Consider the following 17,967-nt stretch of genomic DNA (forward strand, 5'->3'; position numbering starts at 1 on the left):
TGGCAATGAGGGGGGACCGGGCCGGGACCCGACCCCCGGCATCACTGCCCCGGCACCCGGGTCGGCCCTGCCGACCCCGACGCTGTGCCCTCCGGTGACCAGCACCCGCAGGGTGCCGGTCACCGGTCGGTCATGAACCAGCTGCGATGCGTCCCGTCCCGGTCATCCTGGTCTCAGCCATAGGGCTGTTCTCCTGCGTTTCCGGGTTGGGTCTGCCGACGTTCGGCGGCCCAGGGGAGGCGGGAGTCCTGGTCAGCGGAGCACCAGAGCCCGCCAAGCGAGGCGCTGCGGTGGGTGTGGGGCAGGTGGTCCTCCCGGTCTCCGCACAGCCCGACGGGCAGACCGGCCGGGTCTCCAGTCAGCTCGGCGAAGCGCAGGCGGTACTCGAGCTCGGCAGCATCCGGGCTCCAGGCCTGGATCTCGATCCCGAAGGGCTGACCTGGAACCTCCCAGTCCCCCGCCGGCTCGCCCAGCAGCGCCGCGCGCTCGTCGAGCAGGATCCGCGAGTCGGCGTGCTTCACCTCGGCGGGCATGGCGGGGTCGATGCTGAACTTCTGGGCGATGGCGACCATGACGCCGTCCTCGACGGCCCGGTACTCCGGCATGTGAAGCTTCAGCGGGCGGACCATGTCGCCCACGTATGCCTCTGTCGCGTCGTGCAGCAACGCCCAGAGCGCATGCTCCGGGGCGACGAGTCGCGAGAGGAGTACGCAGTGCTCGGCGACGGACATGAACCGGCGGACGTGGCCGTTGTAGCGGCACTGCATGGACAGCGCGTGTGCGATGTCGGCGATGTCCACGTCCTCGGGCCGCGGGTCCAGCGGGTAGAACCGGCGACCCGTGTAGGTCTGCATCCAGTTGCCGCGCGGAACTACGGTCGTGGCGGGCCGGGCTCCGGCTGTGGCCATCCCTGCTCCGTGATGGCGAGTGACGCTCCTTGTCCCCCGGGCGGGGTCGAAGCTGGCCGGCAGCTCGCGGTCGAAGAGCTCCTCGAGCAGCGCGACGTCGGGGTCGACGGGTTCGTGCTCTGCGCTCTGGAGCCAGAGCACGCCGTAGCGTTCCCCGGTCTCGCGCAGCACGACGTCGTGCAGGCCGTCGTCGGTGTTGTCGATCGTGTAGTCCGTGTTCGGCCCGAGGGCCGGTGCGCGCAGCGGCTTCGTTCCGGGCCGCGCCTGCATGGCTTCCCTGGCCTCGGCGGTGAAGCGCACGCGCGCTCCGTCGGGCCAGGCCTGGTGCTTCGGGTCATTCATGGATCAGTCCTCCTCGGGCCGGGTGGCACTGGGGTCGGGGTGGTGCGCCGCGGAGCGCCGGCGTGTGGCTGGCGCTCCGCGGCGTCGGAATGGGTTGGTCAGACCCGTTCGGAGACCCACAGGTCGTTGAGGTCGTCCTGGATCTCCTCCTCGAGGGCGACGAGGATCGCCTCCTCGCCGGACACAGCCGAGATGAGGTCGTCCTGGACCTGCTGCTTCTCTGCCAGGACTCCGGGCATCCGCTCGTCCTGAGTGCCCTTGGTGATAATCCGGTGGATCACCACGGGCTTGGTCTGCCCCGTGCGGTAGAGACGGCCGTTGGTCTGCAGGTAGTGCTCGAGCGAGAACGGCAGCGTGTACCAGATCATCGTCGAGCCGCCGTCCTGCAGGTTCAGGCCGTGGCCGGCCGCCGCGGGGTGCAGCAGCATCACCTGGATCTGCTTGGCGTTCCACCGGCGGACCATCTCCCGCGAGCCGTCAAAGACCTGCGCGTCGATGCCCGCCTTCTTGAAGCGCGCCATCAGCTGCTCCAGGTCAGAGCGGAAGTGGTACGCGACCAGCACGGGGTCTCCCCCGCTGTTGCGCACCAGGTACTCGGCCATTTCGAGCTTCTTGTCGTGGATAACCTCGTACTGGCCCTTGGTCGCCGGGTCCTCCGGGTCGGCCGTGTAGAGCGTCCCCGAGGCGAACTGCATCAGTTTGCTGGTGAGGACCGCCTGGTTCTCGGCGACGATCGACTCAACGCTCTGGGTGAGCTTTCCGTCCTCGTCCTGGTAGGTCTTCACGACGTCGAGCACGAGGTCGCGCCTGAACTCCTTGTAGGCCTGCATGAGGTCCGGCGGGAGGGTGACGTTGGCGTCCTGGATCGTCAGGCCCGGCAGGTTGAGGTTGGTGTTCTGCGCGCTCATCACCAGGTGCCTGATGGCCTCATGGATCTCGGCCTCGGCGTTCGGGGTCGGGATCCACTTCGCCGGGGTGGTGGTGCCAGGCACCATCTTCGGGATGAACCACCGGTTGCGGAACTCCGTGATGGTCCGGCCCAGGGCCTCGCCCTGGTCGAGCAGGTAGATCTGGCTCCACAAGTCGTGCAGCCCGTTCGGGCTCGGCGTGCCGGTCAGCTCGATGAGCCGCGTGATGGCCGGGCGGACCGCCTTCAAGGCCTTGAACCGGGCGCTGCTGTGGGACTTGAAGCCCTGCGACTCGTCGATGATCACCGTCTGAAACGGCCAGATGAGGGTGTCCTGTCCGTTGATGGACTGGATCGGCATCTGGTCGACCAGGCCGTAGCGGCACTGCGCGCAGCCGTCGCCGCCGCAGCTGCGACAGTCGTGGCTCTCGCGCTCCAGCGCGCCGCGGGTGACGAGCTCGCTGATCGCCTCCTTGACCGCGGTCTTGGTGGGGGCTTTGGTTCCGGACTGCCCGGCAGCCAGCTGCAGGAAGTGTCCGATCAGCTGCTCCTGGGCCATTGGTCCGATCGTCTCGATGAGCCCGCGCAGCCGCACGGCCTCCGGTGAGATCCCGGCGGCGATGGCATCGCCGGTAGGGTCGCCGGTCAGCTGGAGCAGACGCGCACCCTGGGAGGGCTGGGTCAGCAACTCCTGGTTGACGAAGTACATCGTCGGCGGGTCGGAGAAGACTTCCCGAAAGCGTTCCAGTCGCTTCTCCTTGGGCAGCTTCCGGTCGTTCTCGTTGACGATGAGCGACTTGGTTCGGATCGGGAATCCCCATTTGTCGATCTCGTCGAGCCAGGTCGAGCGAGCGATCGCGATCGGTGCGACGACGAGGATGTGGCCCATCGGCCGGACTGTCTGCAGGACGCTGAGGGTCGAAAGCGTCTTCCCGGCTCCGACACCAAGCCAGGCTCCGGCGAAGGGGCGGCTGACGAGGAAGTCGTGGATCTGCTGCTGGTAGGGCTTGAGCACGATGGGCGCGGGTGACGGCTGCGGTGGTGCGATGGTCGTGGTCATGGTGTGCGGCCTCCTCTCGTGGGTTGTCGGCAGTCGGGATCAGGCATGGAATGCCTCGCGTATAAGGCCCAGGCGGACCTCGGCGTCATCGGCCCGGCGTGTCTGGGCGGCGAGCTCTGCCTCCAGCCCGACGATCCTGCGCTGCAGGGCGGTGACACGCGGGTCCTCACCCAGCGCGGTGCGTACGCGCTCAAGCACCGCTTCGGCAGAGGCATCCCCGACGGCCGCATCGGGTATGGGCGTCGCAAACGGCAAATCTTCCTTGGCCTCGGCGGTCATGTCGTCCTCTGCTTCCTGCCCGGGCTCGGGCGCGATCATCAGGTGTCCCCGGCGGCGGGTGGGCCGGGCCGTCGCGGGCTCCGGCTGGTCTTGTTCCGGTGCATCGGGCTGTGCGGGCGCGTCGACGGGCACGGCCTGGAAGGCCGGCTCCCCGGCCCCGTCGAACGAGACCTCGATGAGCTGGTCCGCAGGCAGGCCCTCGGGCTGGGCGTCGAACCAGCGGGAGAAGGCGGCTGGGTGCTCCACGAAGGCCACCGCGACGGTCATCTGCCGTTTCCCGCGTGGCCTGCGGTCTGCGGCGGATACTGCATGATCGGCCCGGTGCCCGCCGAGCAGCCGTTTCATGTCGGCACGGGCGTTCTGCGCCGTGCGGTTGGGTGAGGTCATGTTGCGCGGCACCGAGACGGATCCGCCGGCATTGTTGCGCAGGATGGCGTGGCCCCGGGACGAGACACGCCCAACGCAGCCGGCCCGCATCGCTTCGAGCACGAGCTCCGTGGCCTCGCGATCGAAGGTGCCCAGGTCGGCCCGGGTGAGCTGGCGGAAGGCCGAGGTGGCCTGGCCGTTGCCCTTGGTGACGCGGCCGCTCATCGGGCGGCCTCCGGGGTTCCGGCGTCACCGCGGGCGATCACCGTCCGGGTGCTTTCCGCGGCCAGGAGGTTGAACACCACGGCAGCCGCGTGGTCCTCATCGTCTTCGCCGCACATCCACTGCATGAAGTGGCGGAAGGCGCTGGCGCGGAACTCCTCCATCTCTGCGGCAGTGCTGGCCTGCTCCCAGTCGCGCGAGTCGTACTTGCGCGCTCCACGCTCCACGAGCGCGGCCGTCCTTGTGAGCAGCTGGTCCTGGTAGGGCACCTGAAGCGGTACGAGCAGGTCGAAGCGGGGCTGGCCTGTCTTCACCTCGCGCTGCATGCCGGAGGCGGTGACCCTGCGTGATCCCGAGTCTTTCGTTTCGTAGTCGCGGGCGGCTGTCTCCGGGCCCGCGGCCGTGGCTGTTGCGGTCATGATGCTGCTTTCTGCTGGCTCTCGATCCGGCGGTAACCGAGCACGTGGGTGATGAAGGCGTCGACGGCCTGCTCGTCATCCACGACGTGGATCTCGGCACCGAAACGGCGCATCTTGGCGTGCATGACGCGCTGGCGCTTCTCGAGGTCTCCGCCGGGTCGCTTGACCTCGACGAAGACCGTGCCGGTGGGCGTGAGGACGATTCGGTCGGGGACGCCCCCGCGGGCCGGGGACACGAACTTCAGGCAGAACAGACCGTGCCGGCGGCACTGCGTGAGCAGGTACTGCTCGACGGCCTTCTCCCGCTGGTTCTTCTTCCTCGGCATGGGGCCTCAGTCCTCGTCGGTCCCGGCAGCGTCGGAGGCGTCGCCGTCAAGGAAGTGCCCGAAGCCGACGATGTCCTCGTCGTCGATGTAGGCAGCGATGGCGTCCGGGTCGTAGACGAAGCTCGGGTCGTCAGGGTCGACTACGACCCAGCGCTTGGCCGCATTGCCGTAGTTGGAGAAGCCGTCGATGTCGGCGACGGTCACCAGGCCCTGGTGGGCGAGCTCCTTGAGCCGGGTGCGGATGACGGAGTCCGAGGAGCGCGGCACCTCGCCGAGGCTGGTGACGACGCGGTCGTGGTAAGCGGCGATGAGCTCGTCGTGGGTGAGCGGGCCCTTCTCGCGGACGATGTCGAGCACGATGGGACGGACGCGGGATGCGCCGAGCGCGGCCTTCACGGCGGCGGCGTAGGAGGTCTCCGGGTCAGTGGAGCGGACAGGGAGTGTTGACTGGGACATGATGGCCTCTCGTGGTCGTGTCGTGTCGAGCCTGAATTGCCTTTCGTACTCAATTATGACTCGAAGTGAATGATCTGTACGGAACCATTCGCAATGGTGCACAGAGTTGAACAAGGGGCCGCGGCGTCCGCGGCCCCCTTGTGCGGGCTGTGGTCGATCGGCTCAGGCGGCCTCGTTCATCCAGTTCTTGGTGAACGTCTCCTCGAGCATCCGGACGTAGGTGTCCAGGTCCAGCGAGGCGATGAGCCGCTCGATCCGGTCGGCCGGCAGCTGGTGCAGGTCGTCGTTGACGACGACCATCGACCAGGTTGGGTCGATGGCGTTAATGCGCCGCACCACGACGTCCTGGTCGTCCGGGAGCACGGCGAGCCCGTCCGACATGCTGGCCTCGGCGCGGGAGCGGGCCCAGCCGTGATGGCGCAGCACCTCCAGCGCGACCGGGTCGCGCTTGGTCCGGCCGATGTCCTCCTCGCGGCGCTTGGCCTGGCTGGCCGCGGTGACCTTCCAGGCACCGGCGTTGAGCAGGCTCCGGGCGTTCTCAGTGCCCTCGCGGACGATGAACACCCGGTTGACCATCTGCAGCACCTGCGGGTCGCGGACGTTGGTCACGTGACCCTGCTCGCTGTACTTCACACCCACGGCGGGGTCGATGGGTGCAGCCGAGAAGGGGTAGGTGATCGAGCCGCGGGAGGCCGCGATGACGTTCTGGAACAGCAGGAGCGACCGGATCGGGTCGTCCTCCAGGACCGCCTCCTCGATCACCTTCCGGCCCAGCATCAGGTCGAAGGGCTCCGCGATCGCCGACTCTCCCCTGCTCGCCACCGTCTGCAGGTAGCGGGCCAGGGCGAAGTCGATCACGGCCGGGTGGGCCAGCGACTTCGTCGGAGTCGGGCCCGCGTGGCAGGCCAGCGTGCCGCCACCGGCGGCGATGATCGGACTGTCTGCCACGGACCGCCCCGGCTCCGGGGCCTCCAGCTCCAGGCGGTTGTTCGAGTCCTTGCTGATGAGGAACATCAGCTCAGGCTCGATGTCGACGCCGATGGCCTCCTGCTGCTCGGCGAGCACCCGGTTGTTGGTCGCTTCGTCGAATCCGTTCTCGCCGCCGACGACCGAGTAGAGGCCGTCGGTGTTGGTGGAGATGATCCGCGCCCCGGCCAGGGTCTGGGCCTGTCCGATCCGCCAGCTGAACAGCTGGCCAAGGATGCGCATCGAGATGATGCGGTTGTTCATCCGGATCGGCGTGCGGTGACTTGCGTCGCCTGCGCCCGAGGCCGAGTTGAGGATCAGCTTCGTGCCGTTGCGCAGCACGCCGAGCCCGGCGATCTGAGCCTTCAGCCGCGCAGCTTCAGGGCTGTCGCCCGGAAGCTGGGCCAGCTGCTTCTTCAGCCCCTTGATCTCCTGGCCGTAGCGCTCCTTGTCGAAGAAGATCTTCGCGTAGCGGTCCTCACCCAGCTCGGGGTTCCAGAACGCCCGCATGTTGCGCAGCAGGTTCGGGTAGTAGCTGGTGAAGTCCTCGTGGATCACCAGGCCAGCCGAGGTGCGTGCGAACTTCGGGTGCAGCTTGTCGGAGCCGTCTTCCTTGGCGATGAACAGCTCTGGCTTCTTCTTGGCCGGCTCATCGCGGTAGGCGGCATTGGTGGCCGTGCTGTTGGCGAGTACCACCTTGCCTTCCAGGACACCGCCGTCGGGCAGGACGACGTTCAGCGCCTCCGCCTCGGGCCGCTGGGTGGTCAACAGGTCCGCCGGGTCAGGCACCTGGGCCTGGGCGCGGGCGAGCTGCCCGGCCTGGTCAGGGTCGTCCTTCTTCGGCTTGCGGTACTTGACCTTCTCCGGGTCCGAACCCAGCAGGACCAGCCGCTTGTCGACGAAGGTGCCGTCGGGCAGGCGGAGCATGGCGTGCTGACGCTTGGCCTCTGCTACGAAGTCCTTTGCGTCCGGGAAGGCCTGCGCTGCCCGGATGAGCATCATGGTCTGATCGTTGTGCTCGACCTTCTCGGCGTTGAACACCGACAGGTCGGCTTCGGCCCCATGGATGCCGCCGGTGGAGAACGTGGCGAAGCAGGACGACGGCGAGGCGTCCGCCCGGAAATACGGCACGTTGTTCGGGGTCTTGGGCACATCGCGCAGAGACCGGGCCGGAAGGCTGAACTTGTCGCGGTACTCCTCGGAGTCGTTGAAGTTCTGCCCCTCGATCGAGCGGTAGTACGCCACGACTTGCAGGAATTGCCGGTGGGCCTCGCGCTGGGCTGCAGTCACTTCGGAGTGGGTGGCCGGGTCGGGCGCGACGTTCTCCTCGAAGAAGCGCACGCACTCGTCGAGCACGTTGACCGGCTCGATCCCGCGTTCTTTAGCGACCTCGGGGTGCGGATATACGAAGGACACCGCCTCGATGTCATCCAGTGAGGCGTAGGGTGCGAGGATGCGGCCCACGAACTTTGCCGATGAGGAGTCGACTGCCAGCCGGTCCTTGCGCACCGCACCGTTCTTGGTGAACACCGTTTCGGTGAACTGGGTGAGCAGAGCGGCCTTGAGATCGAAGTTGCTCGCGTACGCCGGGTGCCGGAACAGCTGGGCCAGACCAAGGCAGTCCGAGACGTTGTAGGCCAGCAGCTCATAGAGATCCTCTACCGCCTCGATGCTCGTGTCATGGCTGAGCTTCTCGGATTCCTTGATCTGGCGGCCGAGCATCCCGAGCAGGCGCTTGAGGCTGACCTTGGACTGCAGTTCGTTCAGCCGGGCCACGTCCAGGTGCCGGCCCGAGTGAAGCATGGCGCGGCGGATCTTCGCAGCCGCCCCGTCCCAGCCGAGGTAGCCAGGCATGTACTCGATGTGCTGGGACGAGAAGAGCTGGTCGTTGTGGTCGCGCAGAGTACGGGCCGTGGTCGGCTGAAACGGCCGACCGCTGCCCGGGGCCGGAAACGCCTCGTTGAGGTAGAGCGCGACCATGGTCGTGTCATAGTTCATTGAGTTGTAGCCAGCAAGGAACGGATGCAGTGCCGGGTCGTATTCGGGGTCTGTGTCGCAGACCGGACGCAGCGCCGCGGGGTACCCGCCTGGGTCGGAGTGGTTGCACACCTGGTCGGCGTTCGAGAGGCCCATCAGTTCGGCGAGCCGGAGGCTGCCCCGTTCGCTGCCGAGGTTCCAAAGCTGGACGCTGACCGCGGGCAGCCCCGGGTTGGAGCGGATCACGGTGTCGTAGAGGGCCTGGGGGTCGACGGAGGCGACCAGCGCCGGGTCGTCGGCCAGGAAGAAGATCTCCAGGTCGTGGACGGCGCGGCCCGGCCGCGGGGTGTAGGCGCACAGCGTGAAGACGTTCGACAGCGATTCGATGTCGTAGAACGTGAAGAGCGCGGTCTCAGCTGTGACGGGGGTGCGCTGGGTGGTCATGGGTCTGGCCTTTCGGTCGTCACCGGCCGTCACGGCCGGGGTATGCAGTTATCTGGTCGGGGTGCCGGGCGCTGCCGCGGATGGCCTTAGGCGGCGCTTCTTCCTTGTGACGGGCGCGGGGACCGGCCGGGCACCGCGGGCCCATCGACCTCCCACCAGGGAGTAGCCGAAGTGCTCACGCTGGCCGGTGCAGTCGGCGCATTCCTTTCCGGGCGAGACTCCCTCTCCTGCACATCCGTCTTTCCAGTTCGGTTCGTTCGGGTGCGGCTGCGTCATGTCCTGTTTTCCGTTCTTGTCTTCAGTCGATCGGGTTGTGTGGAGAGCGGCGGCGCGGGGCGTCCATCCGGCTGGAGGCCTCAGCCACGAGCCGCCGCTTCTCCTCCGGGTCGGCACTGATCTGCGAGCGGACGATCAGGTTGGTGATCCGCTGTTCGCGGGCGACATCGGCCAGCGCGGTGCTTGCCCTGCCTTGTTGCTTGGCGAGGTCGGTCACCGCCCGGGCGAGCTCGGTGATGGCCCTGGCGATTGTGGGCATGGTCGGATCAGTCCTCTCCTGTGGTGTCCTCGTCGTCGGCGTCCACCTGGGCGGCGGGACCTGTGTGCCGGAGCAGGCCGCGGTAGTTGGCCTGAAGGACCGGCTGCGACTTCTTTTTCGGGTCCGAGCCGCTGTAGTGCGGGTTCATCCACTTCTTCAGCTCGTACTCGGCGATGGTCGTCTCGGGGGTGGCCATCATCTGGCCGGGGCGGATCTTCTTGTTCTTGTCCGGGCAGTGCCACAGCGGGTCAGGCCGCACGATCGCAACCAGGTCCGTGATGAACTGCTTGTTGCTCACCGGCGACCCCGAGGGCGAGACGTCTGCGAACCAGGCCTTGTAGAGGTCATAGGTGAAGGTGAAAGGCACCAGGTCCCACACCAGCCGCTCGCGGAACTCTTCCCAGAAGGCGCGCACGGGGTCGTTGGCCTCCTTGTACTCGGCCAGGACCACCTTGGTCGCCACCGGCTCGGAGAGCTGGTAGTAGTTGCCCGGGTCGGCTGCGCCGGCGCGGTTGAGCACGTACCAGAGGGCGTACTCCAGGACCTCGCGGCGCTGGAGGTAGTCGTCCTTGATGTACTTGCGCTCCATGCCGGTGAAGCTCTTGTTGAACGGTACGAACAGCTGCCGGCGGTAGAAGCTTTCGGACTTGTCCTTCACGCGCGGGAACTCGTTGAGGCACTGGACCATGAAGCCGAAGAACTGGTAGGCGATCGGCATCCGGTACTTCCGGTTGATCTGGATGACGTCGTTGGTGACGATCGCCTTCAGGTTGGCCGCTTTGTCGATGAAGGTGCCCACGTCGTTCTCGTCGACGATGATCGCGTTGGCGCGCACGAGCGGCTCGAGCGCGAAGTCCTTGCCGAAGTCGCTCAGCGGGATCGAGGTGTGCGAGCGTGGCCCGCACAGGTTGCGCATGAGCGAGCACAGCGTGCCCTTGCCGTTGTTGCCCTGTTCTGAATAGAACCAGGCAGTCTTGCCCCAACTGACGTGCGGCCGAATGATCGCGCCGATGACCTCCCAGAGCAGCTCGGGGATACCCTCCTCGTCGGAGAGCTCGCGGATCCAGGACTCGATGTCCCAGACCGAGCCGTCGACAGGGTGGACGATCACCGGATTGTCCGGGTCTTCGACGTAGTCGATTTGGCACTTGGCCAGGAACACCAGTGCCGGGTCGAAGGGCACGAGCGACTTGGGTTCGAAGTGGAAGGCCTTGCCGCCCTCATGGATGTCCCGGGCCTCGCGGCCGTAGTGGAACACGCCGTTGTTCACGGCGATGAGGTCTCTGTGGCTGCACTGGTGCCGGCGCGGGCTGTCCTCGCGGAGTACTGCCAGGACCTCGGCGAACTCCTTGAGTGTCAGCTGCGTGTTGTAACGGCGTGCCGTGGTGCGGATGTCGTCCTCGCTGGTGGTGTACGTGCCGCGGCCCGGACCGGTGGCCTGGTACATCGCCAGCAGGTCGTACTCGCGGTCAGTGTCCTTGGCGCTGGGGGCGATGCGGATCACGTGGTGCAGGCTCAACAGGATTTGCGCCACTTGCCAGTAGGTCAGGTGCCGGGCCAGGGGCAGCTTCTCGGCAGCCACCTTGGTCTTGCTGTTCTCGGCCTTGGAGACGCCGTTCACGATCGCGAGCAGCTGCTTCTCGAGCAGGCGCGGTGCGGGCGGGTCCGACGGGTCGATCAGCTGGAGGTAGACCTCGGTCGCGCGCGTGACTATTTCGTTTTGCGGGGCGATGTCGCCGCCGTCGGCGAAGTACGTCATGACCTCGGTGAAGGCGTCGGCGACAGGGTTGGTCGAGGGGGTGTCGAAGTCCTCGTCGAAGACGGGCGTTGGGTCGTCAGGAGTCGTCATGCTGCTGTCTTTCTCGATCGCGTCGAGTACCTGCCGGCAGTGAGTGGGAAGCCGATTGGTCTCGTAATCGAATAGGAACGTGCTCACGACTCTATGCCATCCGAATGGTCTTTCGCAACGAGTCGACTGATAGTCGACTCATGGTCCGACAGAGGTCCCGGGTGGTACCCGGGTGGGGCTCGGAGGGGTCGCGCGCGAGACCCGGAGGCCACGGCGACACGACGAGAGCGTGCGGTCTGGAATGAGAAACAGCGGCTCCGGGGGCGTATGCCCCACGGAGCCGCTGGCTTCTCGTGCTCGAGCACTCCCCCGCGGGCGGCGTGAGCCGCCCGACCCCTGGTCGGGGTTCGGGGAGTTCTTCCGACCGGCCGGCCGGGAACCTCCAGAGCTGGGATCCGGCTGCAGCAGCGAGCCGGTATACCCCCAATGGGTATCGGAAGGTGTACCACTTGACGTGGTACACCTGTTTCCCCTGGTCAGTCGGGGATTTCAGGACTTCTCCAAACGGGGTGTACCACATGGAGATTTGCACGTGGTACAGGCGTTTGCCCTGGTCAGACGGGCTTTATATACCCCCTGTACCACTTGTACCACTAAATAAAGACTAGATATACGCGCATGGGGATAAGAGCTCTTACTGGCTGGATGACCGATCGGAGGCGTCCTTCGCGCACATATGTAAACGCTCGGAATCTGGTGGTACTCGTGGTACACCCGCCGAAAACGCTGATCTGCCAAGGCAATACGGCGTACCACGTCCGCTCGGGCACGTGGTACAGACTCCCTCGGCCGCGGTCGCCTGACCCGCCGTTTGAGCAGGCCAGCACTGGGATCGGGAGGTGTACCACGACACGTGGTACACCTCGGCGCTGCGTCCTCCCGTGCAGCGGAGCATCAGGCCCTGACGGCCCTGACGGGAGCGATCGCGATGGGTCCCGCGTCCTGGTCGACCGGGCTTCCGAGTTATTCCGAGTGATTCGAGACAGACCTTCGAATGGTCGCCGGAATGGGACGCCGACTGCATTGCACATGATGAATCGACACTGATATAGTGGGCATCGGTGTTAGGGCCAGGAACCGTCACCAGGTGTTGTTGTCACAGGAACGTGAAAACAGAAAGGCCGGAGAAGCATCCCCGTGGGAAGGGAGCTCTCCGGCCTTTCTGCGCGTTCACGCTGGTGCGAGGCCCTGGGTGCGCCGGCCGCCTAGAAGGCGGCCGCGCTGCGGCCTCGCCGGTATCCCGCATTGGGGGACTCGGGTATGTGGGCACGGACCCGGTGGCCGTCCTCGACGGCGTACAGGATCTCGTAGGTGATGGAGACGTTGCGGTTGCAGGGCATCACACCCTGCCTCCGGCGCATCTCGAGCTTGCGGAAGCCAGCGACGGACTCGGCGCGTTCGAAGAAGCGGGCAAGCATCTCGCGGGCGCGTTCGTGCGCCTGCTCCGCCGTGCGGCCGCTGGTGCTCATGGTGAAGAAGTGCATGGACCCTCGATCGAAGGTCGGCCTCTCACCGGTGTCGAAGTCGCTGGCGAACCGCGCGCGGCGCACTTCGCTGCCGCTGGGGCGCACGAGCCGGCCTTGCGCGTCATACGCGCACTTGTTGACGACTGCCATGGTGGATCCACCTCCTCTCAGGTCTGGCTGACGAAAATCCTTCAGCCAATCCCCCGGTGACCGGATCACCCCGGTCACCCAAGAGCAGGCCCTCCGGAGCGACCGTCGGCCCACGGCCGAAAGGTCGCCCGGAGGGCACCAGCGTCAGTCCTGCACATTGAGCCCGGCCGCTATGCGGCCTGTGGCTCGCTTTCCCTGCCTTCTTCCCCGCCGGCTTCCCTGTCGTCTTGTGCAGGCCCGGGCGCGGGTGCCGCCATGCGGTACACCGCCAGGGCGCACGCGAGGAACGCCGCGGTCATCAGCAGCGCTGAGACGGGGTTCGCCAATGCGCCCAGCAGCTGGGCGGGGACAAGGACGGCCGCGAGGTTGAAGGCCAGGTGGAGCAGCACGCACGGCCACAGGACGCGGGCGCGTTCGTAGACCAGCGCCAGCAGCACCGCCAGGGGCAGCGTGGCAGCAAACTGGACGACGTTGGCGTGCAGCAGGCTGAAGCCCGCGGCGGTGACGAGCACCGCCGCGACGATGCCGACCCTGCGCCGCAGCAGCGGGTAGAGCAGGCCGCGGAAAAGCATCTCCTCGGCCACCGGCGCTGCCACCAGTGCTAGCAGGAGGGCCACGACGGGACCGGCGTCTGTCCTGGCTCGGGTCGATTCATCGAATCCCGCCGAGCCGCCCAGGGTATAGAGCCACAGGGCCAGGGACTGGCCGGCGAAGAACGCCAGAGCCAGGCACCCAAGCACCGTTCGGGTAAAGCGCGGTGTTCCGGACATCGGTCGGACCGTTGGCGCGTTGGCGAACCACCGGGGCCGGAAGAGCCTGGCAGCGCCGACGAGCAGCGCCACCAGGCCTCCGAGCACCGCCGTACCCAGGACGGGCTCGCCGACCACGGAAACTACGGCAAGGCCAAGTCCCAGGTAGGCGGCGAGCACGCCGAGGGGCACGAGGACACACCACGCGATGGAGACGAGCCGGGACTTGATGGGTGGAGCGGGCATCCCCGCCTCCTTTCCGTGGTCAGACAGACGCGGGGATCTGCTCTTCGATGACGGCCTGGACGCGGGTCTCGCCGCGGAAGGTGTTCAGCTGCAGCTTCGCGATGAAACGCAGCGTTCCGACCTCGGTGCGGCTGGCCGACCGCGTCAGAGCCGAAATCTCCGGCTCCTTCTCCTCGGCGACGTTCCACCACAGGCAGGACAGCCCGGACCTGGTGACCAGCCGCAGATGCTTCTTGCACAGGCGGCACACGCGGTAGCCGCGGGCGTTGGTCATCAGGTTGGCGTCGGTGCGCTCATGGCCGCAGTCAGTATCGGAACCGATCCGGTCCACCCGCAGCCCAAGGGGCTCGACAGCGATTTCGACCACCGGCTCGACGAAGCCGTGGCCGAAGGGCCGCAGCGCTTCCACACGCCGGACGAAGCCGACCAGAGGCTCCAGGTCGTCCAGGCCAGCATCGCAGTCCCGGTCCGGGCCCAGGACCAGGTCGGCCCGGCGCTCATCCTGGACGACAGCCAGCAGGGCAACCTGCGTGGCCTCCCGCAATGCTTCGACCAGACCGTCGAGCAGTTCCGCCCGGTCGACCTTGACGCCGCAGGCCTGCTGGTGGCCGATGGCACGCATGCCGTCCTGGTGCTCGAGCGTGTCGATGATGCCGAACCACGACGGTGCCCGGCCGGAGCCTCCGACGTAGTCATCCGGCCCGACGGGACGGTTGAGCACGACGACCGGGTGGCCGTGGCGCTCCATCAGCCGGTTGGCGAGCAGACCGTACATGCCCGGGTAGGCCTCGGAGAAGTAGACCCAGGGGGCCAGCGGCTGATCACCCTCCTCGAGCTCCTGGGTGTGGACCTCGACAAGCTCCTTGCGGCTCTCGTTGGTCGCGATGACCTGGTGTGCCGCCTCGAGCATCAAGTCCTGGTCAGGCGCGGTGAACACACCGAAGCACGGTGCGAGCGGGTCGCCCGTGCGGCGCGGGGAGTTCATCGCCGGCGCGAGGTAGAACCCGTAGAAGCCCTCGTCGATACTGTCGATGTCGCGGACCTTGCCTGCCTGGCCGAAGGCCTTCAGCAGGACCGCGAAGCCCTCGAAGGCCCGGACGAAGGCCGGGTGGTGCGGGTCGACGCGCAGCAGCTGCATCAGCGTCGACTGCCCGACGTCGATCGCCTCGGGGTCCGGGTCGAAGCCCCAGGGGGTCGGGACGGTGCGCGGCGCGGGCGCGTACAGCAGCCGTGCGATGGACAGCGAGTCGCGCACCAGCTGCCGGTTCTCGTACAGCACTGGCATGACGTCGGAGACGGTGCCCAGGCCGGCGAACAGGCGCAGCAGGCGGATCTCCCAGAGCTTCTCCGGCCGGTGGACGCGGGCATAGGCCTCCAACACCTGGTAGAGCACGTGTGCGCCGCAGATGCCGGTGTTGGCGTAGGTCTCGTCCATCCGACAGGGGTCGACGGTGACGTCGGCGCTCGAACCGGGTTCGAGCTCCTCGTGGTGGTCGGTGACCAGGGTCTTCCATCCCAGAGCCCGGGCGGCGGCGATCCCGCGGTGGGAGTTCACTCCCCCGTCGCAGGTCAGCAGGACCTTGGTGTCCGGCCACGTCGCGGCGATCTCTGCGATGTCCTCGGCCGTGAGGTCGTGGCCGCGGCGGTAGTCGGGCACGTGCAGCTCGACGTCGAAGCCGAGCTCTGACAGTCCGGCGTAGCCGAGCACACCGGAGGAGATCCCGTCCATGTCGAAGTCAGGGGCGATGGTGACCTTGTGGCCGGCGGCGCGGGCGTCTTCCAGGGCCTCGACCATCTCGGCCAGGCCCAGGAGCTCGTCGTGTTCAGCTGATTCGATCTCGCGGAAGTACTCGTCGGTCCAGCCGCGGCGCTGGCACATCAGGGCGAACAGGTCGACGCCGTCGTCCGTCAGTGGATGGTCGTCGACGGTCTGGAGAATGGTCATGGTGGGGGGCCTCTCGATCGTGTCGAATGGTCGGTTTACAGGGGTGGGGAAAGGCACCCGCTGGCAGTGTGATTTTAGCAGTGCTGCGGGTTTATTATGCTGGTATAGCAGCGTTTTCGGCCTATGATGAAGGCATTCGAAAGATCTGTCGTTCTGGCGTGCCCAAAGACTTCTCTAAGGTGGTTCGGATCGTCTACCATTCAAGACATGGCTATTCGAAATATTGTGGAGTCGGACATCAGTGGCAAGCCGGATGCTGCCACAGTCACCTTCGGACTGGGCGACACCTGGTTCGAGATAGACCTGACCGACGAAGAGCGCAAAGAGCTTGAGAAGAATCTCAAGGAATACATCAGTAAGGGTCGAAAGGCCACTAAGAAGGGCGAGAAGAAGCGACTCGTGCCCGAGACGACGCCCGAGGAACGTGAGGAGATCCGTAAGTGGGCGCGCGAGAACGGTCATGAAGTGCCCGAGTTTGGTCGCATTCCGAAAGCTGTCATGAAGGCCCACGATGAGGCACACGGCATCGAGCGGACTCTCTAGCCCCACCCTTTCCGCAGTCTTTCGGGCCATACCGGAGAGATTTCCGGCCACCTATTCGAATCAAGGATCAACAGCCCTGCAGCACCAGCTGCAGGGCTGTTGTCATCTCCGGGGTGTGCACTTGTCAGAACGGAGGCAGGCGCGGGTGGATGATGTCTTCGACCTCGATGCTTGCAGCCAGGGCGCGGGAGCGGGCGTGCACGGTGCCATGTGAGAAGTGCCCTGGCGTTCCGGGCATCAGCTGCTGCTGGCCGGTGCGTTGGTCGCACTTGCTGCAAAGGTCCAGGAAGGCGGCGACACGGACCTCCGCTCCCCCGGCGCGCATGGCGACGAGGGCATCGACCATCCGTTGGTTCCGGGTGAAGCCCGCCGCCTTGGGCTCAGCGCTCCAGTCGGCCGGGAACTCAATTACTTCGAAGCCGGCAGCCCGCCACAGCCGCTCGGCCATGGCGTCAGCACCCTTGGGACAGTGCCCTGAGAGGAGCACGGGTCGGGCGACCGCAGACGGTCCCCAGGCTCTCCAGGCCTCGTTCAAAGCCGCCTTCATGGCCTCCGCGGCGTCCCAGGTCCGGGAACCGGTCACGAGCAGGGCATGGCTGAATCCACTGGTCATCGTGATGCCTCCCGGCTGGTCATCTTGGTCATCGGCATAGATCCCGCCGAGGCCGCCGCGGTGGCAGTCCGGATTGTGATACTCGTCTGTCGCTGCATCATTCGCGTCCTCTTTCGCCGCAATGTTTTCCGGAATGATTCCCGGTGTTCCTTCTCAGTCGGCAGGTCACTACGCGGCAGCTGCCGACGCCTGGGCACTGTTGACCCTGGCACCGCCGCGTTCGTAATGGATTGCCACCCGGACCTTCCGGTCCTCGCTGAGCGGTGCGACGTGAAGGGTGTATCCACCGTCCTTGTCGCGCTCGAGGTAGGCGACGCAGACCGTGCCGCTCTCTTCATCGTCGAAGTCGACCTTGCCAAAGCTCTCCGCCGGAGTCGCCTCAGTGACTCGCTCTCCGTAGGGGATCCACGGCTTGGCCTCGCACCTTGCTCCGGTGTCGTAGGGCGAGAGCTGCGGCTGTGGCCGGCGTGCGGACCTGGATGCCTTCCGGGCGTGTGTCATGACGATGCCTCTTCTGTTTCTCGGGATGCAGGTGTCGGGCATCGAGTGCAGGTCCCGCCAGGGGTCCGCGGAGACTCGATGTACGGTCCAGCTCCCGTGCCAGCTCCGCTGGCCTGACGGCCTACTGGTGAACCGTGTCGGGAACTGCTCCGACTGGGCCGCGCAGCGGGCCGGCCGACGGGCCGTCCTCCTCGGACAAACCTGGTGCGCAGCGCCAGGTGATCCACCGCCTGGCTGCACCCTTTGCCGCGTCGTCCACCTGTGGACAAATGCGGCGGGGCAGGCGGGGTGTCCTCCACTCAAGCGCAGCGCTGGGCATAGCCGGAGGGAGCGCAGCGACTGACGGACCGGCGAGCGAAGCGAGCGGTGGAACCTGTCGGCTATGCCGACCAACAGCGTCTCGAAGCGCAGCGAGAGACCGGAGCGAAGCGGAGGGTCCGCAGGACCGCTGTTGCCAGGTTCCCTTATGCCCTTTTCCTCTCTTGCCGCCATTTCGCCATTCCACGGCTGGAGCGTTAGCGGAAGCCCGGAATATCAGGGGAAACGCCCCGTACACCCTTGACCCGTACACCCCCTCTCCATCCGCGCAGCGGGTGTACGGGTCATGTCGTTTCCGCTGGATTTACGGGCTTTTGGTTGTACAGCCCTTTTGCCGTCCGCTGCAACGCCGTACGGATGCATCTTCCGCACCACCGCAA

Annotated in this window: 15 protein-coding genes; 1 reads left to right on the forward strand and 14 read right to left on the reverse strand. The window is 66.5% G+C overall.

The window, feature by feature from the left end; genetic code table 11:
• Positions 1-173: 173 nt before the first annotated feature.
• The 12 genes from ACNAOT_RS13340 to ACNAOT_RS13395 all read right to left on the reverse strand — a co-directional run bounded on the left by ACNAOT_RS13340 (position 174) and on the right by ACNAOT_RS13395 (position 15,612).
• A complete protein-coding gene (locus tag ACNAOT_RS13340; protein ID WP_186447726.1) occupies positions 174-1,250 on the reverse strand; it encodes a hypothetical protein in 1,077 nt (358 codons plus the stop codon).
• A gap of 98 nt (positions 1,251-1,348) precedes the next feature.
• A complete protein-coding gene (locus tag ACNAOT_RS13345; protein ID WP_056387546.1) occupies positions 1,349-3,217 on the reverse strand; it encodes a DEAD/DEAH box helicase in 1,869 nt (622 codons plus the stop codon).
• A gap of 39 nt (positions 3,218-3,256) precedes the next feature.
• Positions 3,257-4,087 (reverse strand): hypothetical protein, encoded by an 831-nt coding sequence (locus tag ACNAOT_RS13350; RefSeq protein ID WP_056387548.1) that lies wholly within the window; start codon positions 4,085-4,087, stop codon positions 3,257-3,259.
• Positions 4,084-4,503 (reverse strand): dATP/dGTP diphosphohydrolase domain-containing protein, encoded by a 420-nt coding sequence (locus ACNAOT_RS13355; protein ID WP_056387550.1) that lies wholly within the window; start codon positions 4,501-4,503, stop codon positions 4,084-4,086. The genes ACNAOT_RS13350 and ACNAOT_RS13355 overlap by 4 nt, the downstream gene beginning before the upstream one ends.
• On the reverse strand, positions 4,500-4,829 hold the full coding sequence (locus ACNAOT_RS13360) for a VRR-NUC domain-containing protein (RefSeq protein ID WP_071416422.1): 330 nt from the start codon (positions 4,827-4,829) through the stop codon (positions 4,500-4,502). Before ACNAOT_RS13360 ends, ACNAOT_RS13355 begins: the two co-directional genes overlap by 4 nt.
• 6 nt (positions 4,830-4,835) lie before the next feature.
• Complete coding sequence (locus ACNAOT_RS13365; protein ID WP_056387553.1) at positions 4,836-5,285, reverse strand: hypothetical protein; 450 nt, start codon at positions 5,283-5,285, stop codon at positions 4,836-4,838.
• Between the two features lie 162 nt (positions 5,286-5,447).
• Positions 5,448-8,672: a hypothetical protein gene (locus tag ACNAOT_RS13370; RefSeq protein WP_056387555.1), complete on the reverse strand. Its 3,225-nt coding sequence runs from the start codon at positions 8,670-8,672 to the stop codon at positions 5,448-5,450.
• A 298-nt stretch (positions 8,673-8,970) separates the two neighbouring features.
• The gene (locus tag ACNAOT_RS13375) at positions 8,971-9,207 is read right to left on the reverse strand and encodes a hypothetical protein (protein WP_056387559.1); all 237 of its coding nucleotides are present in this window, start codon (positions 9,205-9,207) and stop codon (positions 8,971-8,973) included.
• 7 nt (positions 9,208-9,214) lie between these two features.
• A complete protein-coding gene (locus tag ACNAOT_RS13380) occupies positions 9,215-11,143 on the reverse strand; it encodes a DNA primase family protein (protein WP_420178299.1) in 1,929 nt (642 codons plus the stop codon).
• A gap of 1,118 nt (positions 11,144-12,261) precedes the next feature.
• Positions 12,262-12,627 (reverse strand): hypothetical protein, encoded by a 366-nt coding sequence (locus ACNAOT_RS13385; RefSeq protein ID WP_142133558.1) that lies wholly within the window; start codon positions 12,625-12,627, stop codon positions 12,262-12,264.
• Between the two features lie 215 nt (positions 12,628-12,842).
• On the reverse strand, positions 12,843-13,667 hold the full coding sequence (locus ACNAOT_RS13390; protein WP_142133557.1) for a CPBP family intramembrane glutamic endopeptidase: 825 nt from the start codon (positions 13,665-13,667) through the stop codon (positions 12,843-12,845).
• 19 nt (positions 13,668-13,686) lie between these two features.
• The gene (locus ACNAOT_RS13395; protein ID WP_056387572.1) at positions 13,687-15,612 is read right to left on the reverse strand and encodes a DHH family phosphoesterase; all 1,926 of its coding nucleotides are present in this window, start codon (positions 15,610-15,612) and stop codon (positions 13,687-13,689) included.
• 207 nt (positions 15,613-15,819) lie between these two features.
• Here ACNAOT_RS13395 and ACNAOT_RS13400 point away from each other — a divergent pair, with 207 nt between their 5' ends.
• Positions 15,820-16,155, forward strand: a complete 336-nt coding sequence (locus tag ACNAOT_RS13400) for a histone-like nucleoid-structuring protein Lsr2 (protein ID WP_056387574.1) — start codon at positions 15,820-15,822, stop codon at positions 16,153-16,155.
• A gap of 124 nt (positions 16,156-16,279) precedes the next feature.
• On the opposite strand, the gene ACNAOT_RS13405 is transcribed toward ACNAOT_RS13400, so the two are convergent.
• Entirely contained in the window at positions 16,280-16,768 is a 489-nt protein-coding gene (locus ACNAOT_RS13405; RefSeq protein ID WP_056387577.1) for an SLOG family protein, read from the reverse strand.
• 168 nt (positions 16,769-16,936) lie between these two features.
• Positions 16,937-17,269 (reverse strand): hypothetical protein, encoded by a 333-nt coding sequence (locus ACNAOT_RS13410; RefSeq protein ID WP_056387581.1) that lies wholly within the window; start codon positions 17,267-17,269, stop codon positions 16,937-16,939.
• Positions 17,270-17,967: the final 698 nt, after the last annotated feature.

Origin of the sequence: Paenarthrobacter sp. TA1.8, assembly GCF_048595705.1 — a bacterium.
Taxonomy (GTDB): domain Bacteria; phylum Actinomycetota; class Actinomycetes; order Actinomycetales; family Micrococcaceae; genus Arthrobacter; species Arthrobacter nitroguajacolicus.

Excerpts from the sequence above, each read along its gene's own strand:
- ACNAOT_RS13340 (WP_186447726.1), bottom strand. The coding sequence starts at position 1,250 with ATGAATGACCCGAAGCACCAGGCCTGGCCCGACGGAGCGCGCGTGCGC.
- ACNAOT_RS13345 (WP_056387546.1), bottom strand. The coding sequence starts at position 3,217 with ATGACCACGACCATCGCACCACCGCAGCCGTCACCCGCGCCCATCGTG.
- ACNAOT_RS13350 (WP_056387548.1), bottom strand. The coding sequence starts at position 4,087 with ATGAGCGGCCGCGTCACCAAGGGCAACGGCCAGGCCACCTCGGCCTTC.
- ACNAOT_RS13355 (WP_056387550.1), bottom strand. The coding sequence starts at position 4,503 with ATGACCGCAACAGCCACGGCCGCGGGCCCGGAGACAGCCGCCCGCGAC.
- ACNAOT_RS13360 (WP_071416422.1), bottom strand. The coding sequence starts at position 4,829 with ATGCCGAGGAAGAAGAACCAGCGGGAGAAGGCCGTCGAGCAGTACCTG.
- ACNAOT_RS13365 (WP_056387553.1), bottom strand. The coding sequence starts at position 5,285 with ATGTCCCAGTCAACACTCCCTGTCCGCTCCACTGACCCGGAGACCTCC.
- ACNAOT_RS13370 (WP_056387555.1), bottom strand. The coding sequence starts at position 8,672 with ATGACCACCCAGCGCACCCCCGTCACAGCTGAGACCGCGCTCTTCACG.
- ACNAOT_RS13375 (WP_056387559.1), bottom strand. The coding sequence starts at position 9,207 with ATGCCCACAATCGCCAGGGCCATCACCGAGCTCGCCCGGGCGGTGACC.
- ACNAOT_RS13390 (WP_142133557.1), bottom strand. The coding sequence starts at position 13,667 with ATGCCCGCTCCACCCATCAAGTCCCGGCTCGTCTCCATCGCGTGGTGT.
- ACNAOT_RS13395 (WP_056387572.1), bottom strand. The coding sequence starts at position 15,612 with ATGACCATTCTCCAGACCGTCGACGACCATCCACTGACGGACGACGGC.
- ACNAOT_RS13400 (WP_056387574.1), top strand. The coding sequence starts at position 15,820 with ATGGCTATTCGAAATATTGTGGAGTCGGACATCAGTGGCAAGCCGGAT.
- ACNAOT_RS13405 (WP_056387577.1), bottom strand. The coding sequence starts at position 16,768 with ATGACCAGTGGATTCAGCCATGCCCTGCTCGTGACCGGTTCCCGGACC.
- ACNAOT_RS13410 (WP_056387581.1), bottom strand. The coding sequence starts at position 17,269 with ATGACACACGCCCGGAAGGCATCCAGGTCCGCACGCCGGCCACAGCCG.